This is a genomic window from Streptomyces sp. NPDC017940 (genome assembly GCF_044328435.1).
GTDB lineage: Bacteria > Actinomycetota > Actinomycetes > Streptomycetales > Streptomycetaceae > Streptomyces.
In genome coordinates, this window is sequence record NZ_JBIRHJ010000007.1 from 228,934 (window position 1) to 243,466 (window position 14,533).

The 14,533-nt window shown below is 73.7% G+C and carries 11 protein-coding genes and 1 pseudogene; 6 read left to right on the forward strand and 6 right to left on the reverse strand.

Annotated features, from left to right (window positions below):
* Positions 1-89 precede the first annotated feature (89 nt).
* Both ACH4DX_RS24650 and ACH4DX_RS24655 read right to left on the reverse strand, forming a co-directional pair.
* The gene (locus ACH4DX_RS24650) at positions 90-1,412 is read right to left on the reverse strand and encodes a GAF domain-containing protein (RefSeq protein ID WP_398156715.1); all 1,323 of its coding nucleotides are present in this window, start codon (positions 1,410-1,412) and stop codon (positions 90-92) included.
* A gap of 294 nt (positions 1,413-1,706) precedes the next feature.
* The gene (locus tag ACH4DX_RS24655) at positions 1,707-3,341 is read right to left on the reverse strand and encodes an acyl-CoA dehydrogenase family protein (RefSeq protein ID WP_398115474.1); all 1,635 of its coding nucleotides are present in this window, start codon (positions 3,339-3,341) and stop codon (positions 1,707-1,709) included.
* A gap of 17 nt (positions 3,342-3,358) precedes the next feature.
* Here ACH4DX_RS24655 and ACH4DX_RS24660 point away from each other — a divergent pair, with 17 nt between their 5' ends.
* Complete coding sequence (locus ACH4DX_RS24660) at positions 3,359-4,495, forward strand: YihY/virulence factor BrkB family protein (protein WP_398115472.1); 1,137 nt, start codon at positions 3,359-3,361, stop codon at positions 4,493-4,495.
* 121 nt (positions 4,496-4,616) lie between these two features.
* On the opposite strand, the gene ACH4DX_RS24665 is transcribed toward ACH4DX_RS24660, so the two are convergent.
* Positions 4,617-4,949: an ArsR/SmtB family transcription factor gene (locus ACH4DX_RS24665; protein WP_398156716.1), complete on the reverse strand. Its 333-nt coding sequence runs from the start codon at positions 4,947-4,949 to the stop codon at positions 4,617-4,619.
* Between the two features lie 177 nt (positions 4,950-5,126).
* Here ACH4DX_RS24665 and ACH4DX_RS24670 point away from each other — a divergent pair, with 177 nt between their 5' ends.
* Positions 5,127-6,269: an FAD-dependent monooxygenase gene (locus tag ACH4DX_RS24670; RefSeq protein ID WP_398156717.1), complete on the forward strand. Its 1,143-nt coding sequence runs from the start codon at positions 5,127-5,129 to the stop codon at positions 6,267-6,269.
* A gap of 63 nt (positions 6,270-6,332) precedes the next feature.
* Here ACH4DX_RS24670 and ACH4DX_RS24675 read toward each other — a convergent pair whose 3' ends face one another.
* Complete coding sequence (locus ACH4DX_RS24675; RefSeq protein WP_398156718.1) at positions 6,333-7,220, reverse strand: NmrA family NAD(P)-binding protein; 888 nt, start codon at positions 7,218-7,220, stop codon at positions 6,333-6,335.
* 99 nt (positions 7,221-7,319) lie between these two features.
* Between ACH4DX_RS24675 and ACH4DX_RS24680 the strand changes: the two genes are divergently transcribed.
* Positions 7,320-8,261 (forward strand): AraC family transcriptional regulator, encoded by a 942-nt coding sequence (locus tag ACH4DX_RS24680; RefSeq protein WP_398156719.1) that lies wholly within the window; start codon positions 7,320-7,322, stop codon positions 8,259-8,261.
* 9 nt (positions 8,262-8,270) lie between these two features.
* Positions 8,271-9,071: a helix-turn-helix domain-containing protein gene (locus ACH4DX_RS24685; RefSeq protein ID WP_398156720.1), complete on the forward strand. Its 801-nt coding sequence runs from the start codon at positions 8,271-8,273 to the stop codon at positions 9,069-9,071.
* Positions 9,072-9,085: 14 nt separating this feature from the next.
* Here the strand turns inward: ACH4DX_RS24685 and ACH4DX_RS24690 are convergent, their stop codons facing one another.
* On the reverse strand, positions 9,086-9,523 hold the full coding sequence (locus ACH4DX_RS24690) for a VOC family protein (RefSeq protein WP_398156721.1): 438 nt from the start codon (positions 9,521-9,523) through the stop codon (positions 9,086-9,088).
* A 131-nt stretch (positions 9,524-9,654) separates the two neighbouring features.
* On the opposite strand from ACH4DX_RS24690, the pseudogene ACH4DX_RS24695 reads away from it, so the two are divergent.
* A pseudogene (locus tag ACH4DX_RS24695) lies at positions 9,655-9,790 on the forward strand (NUDIX domain-containing protein); the annotation flags it as partial.
* A 273-nt stretch (positions 9,791-10,063) separates the two neighbouring features.
* On the opposite strand, the gene ACH4DX_RS24700 reads toward ACH4DX_RS24695, so the two are convergent.
* Positions 10,064-12,946 carry a glycoside hydrolase family 2 TIM barrel-domain containing protein gene (locus ACH4DX_RS24700; protein WP_398156722.1) on the reverse strand — a complete coding sequence of 961 codons (2,883 nt, stop codon included), beginning with the start codon at positions 12,944-12,946 and terminating at the stop codon, positions 10,064-10,066.
* A gap of 446 nt (positions 12,947-13,392) precedes the next feature.
* Between ACH4DX_RS24700 and rsgA the strand changes: the two genes are divergently transcribed.
* Positions 13,393-14,517, forward strand: coding sequence for a ribosome small subunit-dependent GTPase A (gene rsgA, locus ACH4DX_RS24705; RefSeq protein ID WP_398156723.1), 1,125 nt, complete (start codon positions 13,393-13,395; stop codon positions 14,515-14,517).
* The last annotated feature ends 16 nt before the right edge of the window (positions 14,518-14,533 follow it).

The following is a 14,533-nucleotide window of genomic DNA, read 5'->3' on the forward strand; positions in this document are numbered from 1 at the left end:
AGGGGAGGAAGGGCCTGGCGCGGACCGGTGCGTGACCGGTGAACGACCGGTGTGACTCGTGTCAGCCGGCCAGGGCGGCCCGGACCCGGTCAAGGCACCGCGGCGGCCCGGGCGCGCACCACCGCGGGGGCCACCGACTGCGGCAGCAGCCGGGACGGTTCGGCGGGCAGGACGAGCTCGACGTCGGCGTCCTCGTGGAAGCGGTACGGGCGGTGCGCGAGCAGCCCGCCCAGATAGCGCCGGACGCGGGACAGCTCCGCGCGGACCGTCACCGTGCGCCCCGGGTCGCCGAAGAGGTCCTCGGCGAGCCCGGCGGCGGTCCGCCCCGCCCGGCTCACCGCGAGGAGGTAGAGCAACTCCGCGTGCCGGGGAGTCAGCTCGTGCGTCCAGCAGCCCGCGCTGCCGGTGACCGTGACCGTCCAGCGGTGCGAGCCGCCGACGTCCACCACGACCCGCGTCGCCACGGGCACCGCCGTCCCGTGCGGCGCGGCGGAACCGGCACCGCCGCCGTCGTCGAAGCGCAGCAGCCAGCCCCCGGGCAGGGGCGCCACCGCGCACCCGCCGAGCGTGGGCAGCCAGACCCGGCCGTCCGCGAAGGACTTGGGCAGCGTGACGCGCCCGGGCGGCGGCATGCCGGTGACCGCGGCCGTCCAGCCGTGGGTGTCCACCGCGACCGCCCGCCCGCCGAGGCGGGCGAGGACCGGCGCGGCCACCGAACGCAGCCGGTCGAGGGCGGTCAGATGCTGCTCGCGCAACCGCGCCTCCGCGAGCTTGGCGACCGAGCCCACTAGGGCGAGGGTCGCCGGGTGCATGGTGTCGAGCGGTCCGCTGATGTCCACGACGCCGAGCAGCTGCCCGTCCCTCGGGTCGGTGATCGGCGCGCCGGTACAGGTCCACAGGTGGTGGGAGCGGACGAAGTGCTCGGCGGAGAAGACCTGGAGGGGCCGCCGGGCGACGAGGGGCGTGCCGATGCCGTTCGTGCCGACGATGCTCTCGCGCCAGTCGGCCCCCACCTCGAAGCCGTGCCCGTCGGCCATCCGCAGCACCGACCTGTTGCCCTCGCGCCACAACAGCCGCCCCTCCGCGTCCGCGACGACCATGATGTGCTGGGCGACGTCCGCGACCGACAGCAGGCCCTCGCGCAGCACCGGCAGCACGTGCCGCAGCGGTGACGTCTGCCGCCGCCGCTCCACCTCGTCGGTGCTGAGCATGCCCGCGCGGTGGTCGTGCTCGGGGTCGACGCCGCTCGCCAGCATGCGGTCCCAGGACGCGCCGATCACCGGCCGGGGGCCGACGCGCGGGGGCCGCCCCGCGATCCTGGCGTCCCGCACCTCACGCAGCAGCCGCGCGGCCTGCGCGGCGTTCACCGCTGTCAGGCGTTCGAGATCGAACGTCGCCTGCGTGTTCCTCACCGGTTCCTCCCGCTCCGAGCCCGCCGACAGAGGGGGACACGTCATCCATCGTGCCCTTCCCCGACGTGCGGAAGGACCTGCTTCCTTCAGGTGGTGCAAACCCGGACCGCGTAGGTCACGCGGGGTTGCAACCTTCTGCAACTCTGGCGAACAGTCGTGCGGTGTTTGAAACTTGGCCGTACGCCGCTCCGCGTGGCGTGCGTCCCGACGGGACCTGAAAACCGGGGGTGGTGCCGTGTCGGCGCGGCACCACCCCTGTGACAGCGCCCCGCACGCCCGGAGCGCTCCCGTACGTCACAGCCGTACGGCGGCCCGCTCCACCACGGCTCCCAGGTCCAGGCTGTGCGGCAGCGTGCCGAACGCCGTGCCCCAGTCGCCGCCGAGCCGGGAGGCGCAGAACGCGTCGGCCACGGCGGGCGGCGCGTACCGCACGAGCAGCGAGCCCTGGAGGACCAGCGCCATCCGCTCCACGAGCCGCCTGGCCCGCGCCTCGATGCCCTCGAGATCGGCGAGTTCCGTGAGCAGCGCCTTGATCGCACCGTCCAGGCGGTGGTCGGCGCCGCGCGCCGCACCCACCTCCGCCAGGAAGGCGTTGAGCGCCTGCGGCTCCCGCTGCAACGCGCGCAGCACATCGAGCGCCTGTACGTTGCCCGAGCCCTCCCAGATCGAGTTCAGCGGCGACTCGCGCAGGAGCCGCGGCATCCCGGAGTCCTCCACGTAGCCGTTGCCGCCGAGGCACTCCAGGGCCTCGGCCACGAGCGGGGTGCACCGCTTGGTCACCCAGTACTTCGCGGCCGGCACGGCGAGCCGCAGGAACGCCTGCTCCCGCTCGCCCCCGTCGTCGTGGGCGGCGGCGAGGCGCAGCGCGAGCGTCGTCGCGGCCTCCGACTCCAGGGCCAGGTCCGCGAGGACGTTGCGCATCAGCGGCTTGTCGACGAGCTTGCCGCCGAACGCCTCCCGGTACGTGGCGTGGTGCACGGCCTGCGCGACCGCCTGGCGCATCAGGGCCGCGGACCCGATGACACAGTCGAGCCGGGTCGCCGCCACCATGCCGATGATGGTGCGCACCCCGCGCCCCTCCTCGCCGACGCGGCGCGCCCAGGTGCCGTCGAACTCGACTTCACTGGAGGCATTCGACTTGTTCCCGAGTTTGTTCTTGAGGCGCTGGATCGCGAACGCGTTCCGTGTTCCGTCGTCGAGGACCCGTGGCACCAGGAAACACGTGAGCCCGGCCTCGGCCTGCGCGAGCACCAGGAATCCGTCGGACATCGGCGCGGAACAGAACCACTTGTGCCCGACGAGTTCGTACGTGCCGTCCTCGGCGAGCGCCCGCGCCCGCGTCGTGTTCGCACGGACGTCGCTGCCGCCCTGCTTCTCCGTCATGCCCATGCCGAAGAGCGCGCCCGCCTTCCGCGCGGCGGGCCGCAGCCCCTCGTCGTACACGGTCGAGGTGAGCCGCGGTTCCCACTCGGCGGCGATGCGGGGGTCGGCGCGCAGGGCGGGCACCGCCGCGTGGGTCATCGACACCGGGCAGCCGTGGCCGCCCTCGGCCTGGGTCCACACCAGGAAGCCCGCCGCGCGCCGCACGTGCCCGCCCGGCCGGTTCCAGGCCGAGGTGAGGCCCGCGGCCACCGCCTTGCCGAGCAGCCGGTGCCAGGCGGGGTGGAAGGACACCTCGTCGACGCGGTTGCCGTACCGGTCGTGCGTGTGCAGGACGGGTGGATTCTCGTTGGCGAGCACTCCCCACTCCTGGGCCTGCGCGGAACCCGCGGTGCGCCCGAGGTGGGAGAGCTCCCCGCGGGCCTCTTCGAGCAGGCCCGGGTCCAGGTGCCGCTCGACGCCTTCTACGAGGGCACGGTCGCACGTGAAGACGTCATATCCCACCAGGGGCGGAGCCTGGTTGGTCACTGTGTGGGTGGTGGCTGCCATGCCGCTACGGTAAGGAGGTGCACCAGGCAAAAGAAACACCCGGGCGGCCACACGGCCGCTGGAACCGGGCCCGCGCGCTGTACCGCAACGTCTCCAAGCGCAGGACCGCCTGGCTGCTGCTGAAGGACACCGTCAACTCCTGCATCGAGTACCGCGTCCTCGGGCTCGCGGCCGAAGCGGCGTTCTTCACGCTCCTGTCCGTGCCGCCGCTGCTCCTGAGCCTCATCGGCCTGCTCGCGTACGTCGACCGGTGGACCGGCACCGACACCATCACCAGCGTCCAGAACAACATCCTGGAAGCGTCCCGCACCATCCTGTCCGACAAGGGCGTCCGCGAGATCGCGCAGCCGATCCTGGAGGACGTCATGAAGGTCGGGCGCCCCGACGTGATCTCGATAGGGTTCCTCTTCGCCCTCTGGTCGGGCTCGCGCGCCGTCAACGTCTTCATCGACACCATCACCGTCATGTACGGGCTCGACGGCGCCCGGGGCATCGTGCGGACCCGGCTGCTCGCCTTCGGCCTGTTCCTCGTCGCCCTCGTCATCGGCTCCGTGGCGCTGCCGCTGATGGTGGCGGGGCCCGACGCGGTGGTGAAGCTCGTGCCGGGTTCGGCGACGGTGGTCCAGGTCCTGTACTGGCCGGTCGTCATCCTCCTGTCCGTCGTGTTCCTGACCACGCTGTACCACGTGTCAGTACCGGTGCGCTCGCCATGGGTGGAGGACATGCCGGGCGCGCTGATCGCCCTCGGCATGTGGGTGCTCGGCAGCTTCCTGCTGCGCATCTACCTCACGAGCACCGTGGAGGGCCCCACCATCTACGGCTCCCTCGCCGCGCCCGTCGCCGTGCTGCTGTGGATCGGGGTGTCGGCGTTCGCGGTGCTCGTCGGCGCCGCGGTGAACGCCGCCATAGACCGGGTGTGGCCCTCTCTCGCCACTGCTTCGGCCAGGGAGGCCAATGAGCGGGTGCGGGAGGCCCGGGCCGCGGAGTTCGTCGCCCGGGCTGCCGCCGCACGGGCCGCCGAGGACCCCGACGATCCCGACATGCCCTCGGAGTTCCCCGAGCGGTGGTCCCGCTTTCTGCCCCCCGACGACGTCACGTCCCGCCTTCGTACCCACCACCACGCCAAGCGCCACGACGACGGCCCCCCAGCCTGACCTCCCGCCCCCACCCGTCCACCAGGAGCTTCTCCACGCCATGCCCGGGTTCGGCGCCGAGCACGGGCGCGGGCCGGGTTCGGCCGAGCTAGCGGCTCGACTCGGGCTTTCCCCGGTGCGCTCAGCGAGAGGCAGTACTGCCGGCGGACTGGCCCAGGAGCGTGAGCAGCCCGGGAAATCGTTTCTCGATGTCCGCGCGTCGTAGTCGGATGCCCTTGCGGTTGCCGTAGTCGATCTCGTCGATGAGGCCTGCCTCGCGCAGGACTCGGAAGTGGTGGGTCTGGGTCTGCTTCGAGATCGGCAGATCGAACGAGTTGCAGCCCCGCTCGCTGTCGCTGCGGTCGGCGGCCAACTGCGTCATCACCGAACGACGGTGCTCGTCGGCGAGGGCGCGGAACACCGCACCCAGATCGAGCGCGTCGACCTCCGGGCCGACCAGGTTCCTCCCGGCCATGCCGCACCTCCTCAGGTATGACTTGCATCGTACCTGAAGGGCGTGCTTCCCTAAGGTACGAAAATGATCGTACCTAGGTCCGGTTGCGCCTTGCCGTGCCGCCGCTCCCTCCGGGCCCGGCCCGACACTCGCCGGGGACCTGGTCATCGACACGCGACTCTCCGAGAGGTCATCGTCATGAAGAAGCCCGAGGTGCTGATAGTCGGTGCCGGGATCGCAGGGCCCGCACTCGCGTACTGGCTGTCCCGGAGCGGATACCGGCCGACGGTCGTCGAACACGCCCGGGAGCTGCGCTCCGGTGGTAGCGCGATCGTCGTGAAGGGGCCCGCGATGCCGGTCGCCGAGCGCATGGGCGTCCTCCCGCAGCTCCGCGGGCTCGCCACCCGCAATCGGTCGCTGACCCTGCTCGACCCGGACGGCAGGCGCATCCTCAAGCTCCCGCTCACCTCGGACAAGGCGCCGACGGTCGAGGTGACCCGGGCCGACCTGTCCGAGGTGCTCCACCGGACGGCGCAGACCGAGGCCGAGTTCTTGTTCGACGATACGGTCACCGCTGTCGACCAGGACGAGGGCGGGGTGGACGTCACCTTCCGGCGGTCCGCGCCACGGCGCTTCGACTTGGTGGTCGGTGCTGACGGGATGCACTCCACCGTACGGCGCCTGGTGTTCGGCCCCGAGCGGCAGTTCGCGGGCGACCTGGGCCTGTACGGCGCGACCGTCCCGCTGGCACCCGACGCCGTCGAGGACCCGACCGAGATGACGATGCTGACCGTGCCGAACCGGATGCTGGTCCTGCACCCCTCGCGGACCACCCCGCTCGCGATCTTCACCTTCCGGGCCGCACCGCCGGCGCCCCACGACCGCAAGAACATCGCCCTGCACAAGCAGACCGTGGCCGACGCCTACGCCGACGTGCGGTGGCGGGCACCGGAACTCGTGGCAGCCTTCCTCGACCACCCGGCCCCGTACTTCGACCCCCTGACCACCGTCAGGGTGCCCTCGTGGTCCCGCGGACGGGTCGTACTGCTCGGGGACGCGGCGGCGGCGACAGCCCTGCTGGGCGACGGGTCCAGCATGGCGATGGCGGGCGCGTACGCCCTCGCGGACGAGCTCGCCGCCCAACCCGGTGAGCACGCCCGCGCCTTCGCCGCCTACGAGTCACGGCTCCGCCGCGAGGTGGGTCCGCGGCAGCGACGCGTCGGCCCGCTCTCCAGGCTCATGGTGCCCCGCACCCGGCCGGGCCTCGCGGTGCGCAATACGGTGGGCCGCGCGGTCGCTCGCACGAACCGGACCGCCCCTCGCGAAGCCGCGAACCGGTAGACCGGGGCCCACCCACCTTTCCCGGCGCTCGCCACGACAAGGCCGCTGCGGGCGCCGACCGGGTCACCGCCGCGTCCAGGTGCCCGCGGTCACCGCCTCGTGGACGAAGTCCACGAACTCCCTCGGGCCCCGCCCGAGCACCTCCCGCACCCCGTCGGAGACATACGCGTTGCGACCGTCGAGATTCGTCTCGAACAGCTCGACGAGGAACGCCACCTCCCCCTCCGGCACCCCGAACCCCCGCAACGCGGCCCCGTACTCCGCCGCGGGCACCGGCACGTAGGAGAACTCCCGCCCACCCGCGCGGGATATCTCGGCCACCGCGTCCCGGAAGGACAACAGCCGCCCCCCACTCACCTCCAGGACCCGCCCCGCATACCGCTCACCGGCCCCGAGCACCGCGAGGACCACATCCGCGATGTCCCGCACGTCGACGAACGGCTCAAGGACCTCGCCCCCGGGAAAGACCAGCTCCCCGCTCTCCCGCATGCCGTCGGCCAACGGCCCCTCGCTGAAGTTCTGCGCGAACCACGCGGCCCGTACGACGGTCCAGCGCACCCCGGCCCCCGCGAGCGCGTCCTCCGTCGCGAGCGCCTGGTGCTCACCGCGCGCCGACAGCAGGACGAGGTGGCGCACCCCCAGCTCCCCGGCCCGGCGGGCGAACGCGCCCACGGCCCCGGCGGCGCCGGGCGCGCCCACGTCGGGCTGGTGGGCGAGGAACGCCGCGTCGGCGCCCCGCAGGGCGTCCGCCCAGGTGGCCGGGTCGCTCCAGTCGAAGAGGACCGGGCCCGAACGCGCCGCGGCCCGCACCCCGTGACCGGCGGCCCGCGCCGCCTCCGCGACCCGGCTCCCCACCCGCCCCGTGGCCCCCGTGACCAGGACCGTCATCGCGCTGCCGATCGCCCCGCCCGCAGCGTCACCCGTCGTACCGTCCGTCGTGTTGTTCGTCATGGCCGCAGTCAACTGCCGCCACCCGCACGGAGGCCATCCTCCAAGGGCTCACCCCCATACGCGCGCGTCTACGCCTACGCATGCGCTTACGCTGCCCCCATGGACGTACTCGCCGGTCTCCTGGAGGGCCCACGGGCGCGCGGAGCCTTCATGATCCGTGCGTGCTTCGAGCCGCCGTGGGCGGTCCGCATCGCGGACGAGGCGCCCGTCTCGGTCATGATCATGGTGCACGGCGAGGCGTGGATCGTGCCGGAGGGCGCGGGCGGGGAGGAGGCCCGGCTGGTCCGTCCCGGCGACGTGGCCGTCGCCCGCGGCCCCGGCCACTACGTCGTGGCGGGCGACCGGAGGACCGAGCCGTTCGCCGAGATCGGGCCCGGCCAGTCCTGCACCCCGCTGAACGGCGCCCCCGCGGGGCACTACGCGGGCCTCGGCATGCGCGCCTGGGGGCAGCCCGGCGGGTCCGTGCAGATGCTGATCGGGACCTACCAGATGCGGGGCGAGATCACCGGGCGGCTCCTCGACGCGCTGCCGCCGCTGCTCGTCCTGCCCACGGACGTGTGGGACTGCCCCCTGACACCGTTCCTCGCCGAGGAGATCAACAAGGACGAGCCGGGCCAGGAGGTCGTCCTCGACCGGCTCCTTGACCTGCTCCTGATCGCCGCGCTGCGGGCCTGGTTCTCCCGGCCGGAGGCGGCGGCCCCCGCCTGGTACCGGGCGATGGGCGACCCCGTCGTGGGGCCCGTCGTCCGGCGGCTCCAGGACGATCCCGCGCACCCCTGGACCGTGGCGTCCCTCGCCGCGGAGGCGGGGGTGTCCCGGGCGGCGCTCGCCCGGCGCTTCACCGAGCTGGTGGGCGAACCGCCGATGACGTACCTGACCGGCTGGCGGCTCGCGCTCGCCGCCGACCTGCTGCGCGACAGCGAACTGACCATCGCCGCCATCGCCCGCAAGGTCGGCTACGGCAGTGCCTTCGCGCTGTCCGGCGCCTTCAAGCGGGTGTACGGGGTCAGCCCCCAGGACCACCGCACGGGCCCGTCGTAGCCTGGCGGTATGGGCGGCGGCAGGAGCGGCGGTACGGCCAAAGGCGCGACGGGCGCGGGCCAGGGGCCCGCGCCCCACGGCCCGCCCGGCGACGCGTACACCGAGCGGCCCTCGCACGTGCTGCCCGGCGCCGTCGTGTGGTCGAAGTCGGCCCCGGCCGCCCCGTCGGCCGCGGGCGCGCCCGTCCTGCCCGACGGCTGCATGGACCTGCTGTGGACCGAGGGCCGACTGTTCGTCGCGGGCCCGGACACGCACGCCTACCTGGTCAGGGCCTCGGCCGGCGGCGCCGCCCGGCGCCACGTCGGCATCCGCTTCGCCCCCGGCACGGCCCCTGCCGTCCTCGGTGTCCCCGCGCACGAACTGCGTGACCGTCGTGTGGAGTTGACCGACCTGTGGAGCGCGGCCCTGGTGCGCCGGCTCACCGCCCGCGTCGACGCGGCCGACGACCCCCTGGCCGCCCTGGAAGCCGTCGCCAGTGAGCGCGCCGCCGACCGGCCGCCGCCCGATCCGCTCCTGGCCCGGGTCGTGCGGTCCCTGAACGCGGGGCACGGCGTCGCGGAGACCGCCGACGCCGCCGGTGTCGGCGCCCGCCTGCTGCACCGCCGCTCCCTGGCCGCGTTCGGGTACGGGCCCAAGACCCTCGCCCGAGTGCTGCGCTTCCAGCGGGCGCTCGCGCTGGCCCGCGCCGGACGGCCGTACGCGGACACGGCGGCCGCCGCGGGCTTCGCCGACCAGGCCCATCTGGCCCGCGACGTGAAGGAGTTGACGGGTATGCGGCTGAGCGAACTCCTCGCCCCGCCCACAGGGTGAGGCGGGGGGCCGACTCAGGCGAGCGGCGCGAACAGGTCGGCGCCGTTGCCGTCGGGGTCGAGCACGGTCGCGTACCGCTGCCCCCAGACCGCGTCGAACGGCTTCAGCTCCGATCGGTACCCGGCGGCCACCAGCTCCTCGTACACCGCGTGCACCCCCGCCGGCGTACCGCAGTGGAAGGCGAGACCGATCCGCCCGGCGCCCGGGACGGGCCGCCAGTCGGGGGCGAAGGAGCGGACGGTCTCCTCGGTGTCCAGGGCGAAGCGCAGGCCGTTCGGCAGGGTGGCCTCGGCGTGCGGCAGGTCCTCGGACCCGGCGGGGAAGTCGAGGCCGAGCCTGCGGTAGAAGGCGAGCGACGCCGCCAGGTCGGACGTGACGACGCCCACCATGTCGAGGCGGGGTGTGACACGGGTCGGGGCGGCGCTGGTGGGGTGCGTGTCGTTGCTGTTCATGCCGTGAGCGTAGGCAGCGGGGCGGCGCGCGGTCTTGAAGGAATCGGACGCGCACGGGCGCGCGGAAGGGGCGCGGACGGTGTCCGTGGCAGTCCCGGACCCCGAATCCTCGCTACGGTGGTGGCACGGGTATCCCTGGCGAGAACCCTCTGGCAGCAGCCGTCGTCGCCCACCGGGGCAAGGTGCTGCTCGTGCGCCGCAGCGAGACGGAGCGGTTCCTGCCCCGCGTGTGGGGGGCCCTGTAAAAAGCTCGAACCGGGCGAGAGCCGGTCGGAGCCGTCGAGGACGGCCAGCTCCGCGTGCAGGGTGCGGTGCGTCGCGGCGGCGAGCGCCGGGAACGGGCCGGGAGCCCGTGCGCGAGCCGTGGGCGGAACCGGTGGCGCCGGGCCCCGCGGCTGTCCGCCGCGCGCCCGGCGCACCGGAGGGCGGCGCGTGAGTTGCCGTCCCTCCCAGTCTAAGGGGCCACCACCGTGTTTCTCCGGGTCAGGAAGGGTCCGTGCCCCGGCGGTCGGGGTCCGCGCCGCCGCCCTCGACCCGCCCTCACCGCTCCCGTGGAGCCGTCGTGAAGGTGAACGCGAACTCCGCGGGGGCCACCCGCAGTTCGTGCCGGGGCAGCACGCCGGGCCCGCACGACTGCGAACCGATGCCGCGCTGCCCGTGGTCGAGGTGCACCCACACCGTGTCCCCCGGCCGCAGATCCGTGCGGTGGGCCGCCGCGTCCAGCTGCTCGGTGCTCCAGGGCCGGGCGGTGAACCAGAACGCGGGGTCGCCGACGATCCGTACGCCCTCCCCGCGGGCGTCCGGGCGCAGCTCGGCCCAGCGCACGTCGGCGCGGGCCCCGTTCTCCTGCGGGCGGACGTACGGCGTCTGCATGTGCTCGACGTCCATGCCCCAACGGGCCACGCAGGAAGCGGAGCTGGTGTCCGGGTACGCTTCCCCGGGGCCGCCGCCGAACCAGTGGGCGTACCCCAGGGACGCGGGCAGGCCGAGGCGGATCCCGAGCCGGGGCAGCGGCACCTGCCAGTCGCCCTCCGGGGTCACCGACACCGCGAGCCGCAGGGCCGTGCCGTCGGACGTCCAGCGGTAGACGGTGCGCAGCGCCAGATCGCGGGCCGCGGGCGCCACCCGGGTGCGGACGGTGAGCCCGCCGTCGCCCGGCTCCACCGCGTCGAGGCGGTGCTGCATCCGGTCCAGGCCGAGTTCGCGCCACAGCGGGCCGTAGCGGACGTCGGGCTGCCAGGGCGCGCCGTCGTCGTTGTCCGTGGGCGCACGCCACACGTCCAGGCGCGGCGCCGCCTTCAGGGTGAGGTCGCCGAGCGCGCGCAGCTCACCGGCGCGGACGTCGAAGCGGCCGGGGCCGACGGCGAGGTCGTAGCCGCTGCGGCGGGGCCGCACACCGTCGGCGACGGGCACCGGCGGGCGCGGCGTGACGGCGAAGTCGGCCCGCGCCACCACATGGTCGAGCGACGTCCAGTTGGTCTCCTCGCAGACCGTCGCGCTCACCTGGAGCCGGGTCTCGGCGCCGCGCGCGGCCGGTGGCGGCTCCGGCAGCTTCAGCTCGACGCTCTCGCCGGGGCCGAGCTCCGGCGGCACGTCGAGAGGCCCCGACACCGCCCGGTCCGGGCCGTCCATGAGGTACGTCCACTCGAACGCGAGCTCCGACAGGTCCGCGAAGTCGTACAGGTTGGTCACCGAGACCGTGCCGGACACCGGGTCGTAGGTGAACCGCACCGGCTGGATCACCTGCTTGTAGTCGAGGAGGCCGGGGGAGGGGCTGCGGTCGGGGAAGCACAGGCCGTCGCAGACGAAGTTCCCGTCGTGCGGCCGGTCGCCGAAGTCCCCGCCGTAGGCGTAGCCGAACTCGGGGTGGCGCAGGCCGTGGTCGATCCACTCCCACACGAAGCCGCCCTGCAACCGCTCGTACCGCTCGAAGAGGTCCTGGTACTCGCGCAGGCCGCCGGGGCCGTTGCCCATGGCGTGCCCGTACTCGCAGAGCACGAACGGCAGCAGCCGCCGCTCCTCGGGACCCTCGTCCTCACCCCGGCCGACGCGCTCGACCTCGGCGTGGTCGGCGTACATGCGGGAGTACATGTCGGTGTCCCGGCAGGAGGGGTCGCCCTCGTAGTGCAGCAGCCGGTCCGGGTCGCGCTCGCGGATCCACGCGGCCATCGCGCGCAGCCCGCGCCCGGTGCCGCACTCGTTGCCGAGGGACCACACGACGACCGACGGATGGTTCTTGTCCCGCTCGACGGTACGGGCCGCGCGGTCGAGGAGGGCCGGGGTCCAGCGGTCGTCGTCGACGGGGTTGCCGCGCCCGCCGAGGGCCGTGAAGCCGTGCGTCTCCAGGTCGCACTCGTCGACGACCCACAGGCCCAGCTCGTCGCACAGGTCGAGGAAGGCCGGGTGCGGCGGGTAGTGGGCGGTGCGGACGGCGTTGATGTTGTGCTGCTTCATCAGCAGGACGTCCGCGCGCATCGTGGCGAGGTCGAGGGCGCGGCCGTGCTCGGGGTGGAACTCGTGCCGGTTCACGCCGCGGAACAGCAGCGGCCGCCCGTTCACGGTGATGAGTCCGCCGGCCAGGGCGACCGTGCGGAAGCCCACCCGCAGCGCGACGCGCTCGCCCGGCGTGGCGAGCACCGCGTCGTAGAGACGGGGCCGCTCCGCCGTCCACGGCTCGACCGGCACGCGCACGTCGACGCCGGTCGCGACGTCCACACCCAGCTCCGGCACCGTGACCCGGCCCGGCACGTCGGAGTCCACCCGGAGCGTGCCGGTGCCGCTGTCGTGGTCGTACGAGGCGTGCGTGAAGAAGTCCCCCGCGGCGCCGTCCGGCCGGTGCAGGAGCGTCACGTCCCGGAAGATCCCCGGCAGCCACCACTGGTCCTGGTCCTCCAGGTACGACCCCGACGACCACTGGTGCACCCGTACGGCGAGGACGTTGTCGGCGGGCCGCAGCAGCTGCCCGACCGCGAACTCGTGCGGCAGCCGCGAGCCCTTGAAGTCGCCGAGCAGGGTGCCGTTCAGCCACACCCGCGCACACGACTCGACGCCGTCGAACCGCAGCACCGCGTCACCGGCCGCGGGCCAGGCCTCCGGCAGGTCGAAGCAGCGCAGGTGGTCACCGGTCGGGTTCTCCGTCGGCACCCTCGGCGGGTCCACGGGGAACGGGTACTGCTGGTTGGTGTAGTGGGGCGCGCCGTGGCCCTGTAGCACCCAGTGTCCCGGTACGACGACCTCGTCCCAGGCGGCGGCGTCGAACCCCGCCGCGGCGAACGACTCGTCGGGACCGCAGCCGCCCGGCGAAAGGCGGAACCGCCAGCTTCCGTTCAGCGACAGCGAGGCGGCGTCCGAACCGGCGTACCAGGCCCGCGGCGGCAGACCGCCGGTGCCGGGGGACACGTCCTCGTGGTAGGGGAGCTCCATGACTCCATCAGAACGTGTACGGGTGGTGCCGCTCAATTCTTTGCGCCGGAGGGTTGTTGGATTCTTGATGAACGGATGGGACGAATGAGGGGCCGGTGGCCCGTTCGGGTGACCCGGGTGGCCGGAACGGTGCACGGGCGGGTGCGGGGCCGCGGGTTGCGGACGGTGCCGGGCCGCCGTCCAAGACGGTTGCCGGGGCGCCGATTAAATAAGTGGCGGGCCCTCGGAGGCGAGGGCTACAGTTCTGATCGTTCCACGGCGGCGCACGACCGCCGTGGCCGGTCGAGCGGATTCTTCGGGGGGTGTGATTCATGGCTGTCGTTGCGAGGGGTGCTGTCCGCATCCAGACGTTCATCCACATCACCCCCGTGGTCTCCGGCTGACCTCTCCTCTTCGCCGCGCCCCTCCGGCGCGCGGGCCGGGGCCACCCTTGTGAAGGGTTCCCCTTGACCTCCTCCGCTTCATCTCCGTCCGCTTCTTCCGAGTCCCGGTACTCCTTTCTCGCCCGCTACGGCTGGGACGAGGAGTGGGCCGCGGCCTTCGCCCCGTACGCGGAGCGCGGACTGCTGCCCGGGCGGGTCGTCCGCGTCGACCGCGGCAGCTGCGACCTGGTCGTCACCGAGGAAGGCATCGTCCGCGCCGACACCACGTACGTCACCCCGCACGACCCGCTCAGGGTCATCTGCACCGGTGACTGGGCGGCCGTGGACGCGCCCGGCGGCGACCCACGCTATGTGCGGGACTATCTGCCGCGGCGCACCTCGTTCGTGCGCTCCACCTCCTCCAAGCGGTCCGAGGGGCAGATCCTCGCGGCCAACGTCGACCACGCCGTGATCGCGGTGTCCCTCGCGGCCGAGCTGGACCTCGGGCGCGTCGAGCGGTTCCTCGCGCTCGGTTGGGAGTCGGGCGCCCAGCCCGTCGTCGTCCTCACCAAGGCCGACCTCGTGCCGGACGCCACCGCCCTGTCGTACCTCGTCGAGGACGTGGAGACGAGCGCGCCCGGCGTCCAGGTGCTGCCGGTCAGCGCCGCCACCAACGAGGGCGTCGACGTGCTCGCCGCCGTCGTCTCCGGCGGCACGTCGGTACTGCTCGGCCAGTCGGGCGCGGGCAAGTCGACCCTCGCCAACGCCCTCGCGGGCGCCGACATCATGGAGGTGCAGACCATCCGTGACGTCGACGGCAAGGGCCGGCACACCACCACGACCCGCAACCTCCTGGTCCTGCCGGGCGGCGGTGTCCTCATCGACACGCCCGGCCTGCGCGGCGTCGGCCTCTACGACGCGGGCACGGGCGTCGGACAGGTCTTCGCCGAGATCGAGGAACTCGCCGAAGGCTGCCGCTTCCAGGACTGCGCGCACGTCGCGGAGCCTGGCTGCGCCGTCCTCGCCGCCCTCGACGACGGCACCCTGCCGGAGCGCCGCCTCGACAGCTACCGCAAGCTGATGCGAGAGAACCAGCGCATCGTCGCCAAGACCGACGCCCGCGTCCGCGCCGACCTGCGCCGCGAGTACAAGCGGCGCGGCGCCGAGGGCAAGGCGGCCATGGAGGCCAAGCGGGGCCGGGTGCGCTGACCGCCGCGCCGGCGCC

Coding starts and splice junctions, on each gene's coding strand:
- ACH4DX_RS24655 (WP_398115474.1), bottom strand. CDS start 3,341: ATGGCAGCCACCACCCACACAGTGACCAACCAGGCTCCGCCCCTGGTG.
- ACH4DX_RS24665 (WP_398156716.1), bottom strand. CDS start 4,949: ATGGCCGGGAGGAACCTGGTCGGCCCGGAGGTCGACGCGCTCGATCTG.
- ACH4DX_RS24670 (WP_398156717.1), top strand. CDS start 5,127: ATGAAGAAGCCCGAGGTGCTGATAGTCGGTGCCGGGATCGCAGGGCCC.
- ACH4DX_RS24675 (WP_398156718.1), bottom strand. CDS start 7,220: ATGACGAACAACACGACGGACGGTACGACGGGTGACGCTGCGGGCGGG.
- ACH4DX_RS24680 (WP_398156719.1), top strand. CDS start 7,320: ATGGACGTACTCGCCGGTCTCCTGGAGGGCCCACGGGCGCGCGGAGCC.
- ACH4DX_RS24685 (WP_398156720.1), top strand. CDS start 8,271: ATGGGCGGCGGCAGGAGCGGCGGTACGGCCAAAGGCGCGACGGGCGCG.
- ACH4DX_RS24690 (WP_398156721.1), bottom strand. CDS start 9,523: ATGAACAGCAACGACACGCACCCCACCAGCGCCGCCCCGACCCGTGTC.
- ACH4DX_RS24700 (WP_398156722.1), bottom strand. CDS start 12,946: ATGGAGCTCCCCTACCACGAGGACGTGTCCCCCGGCACCGGCGGTCTG.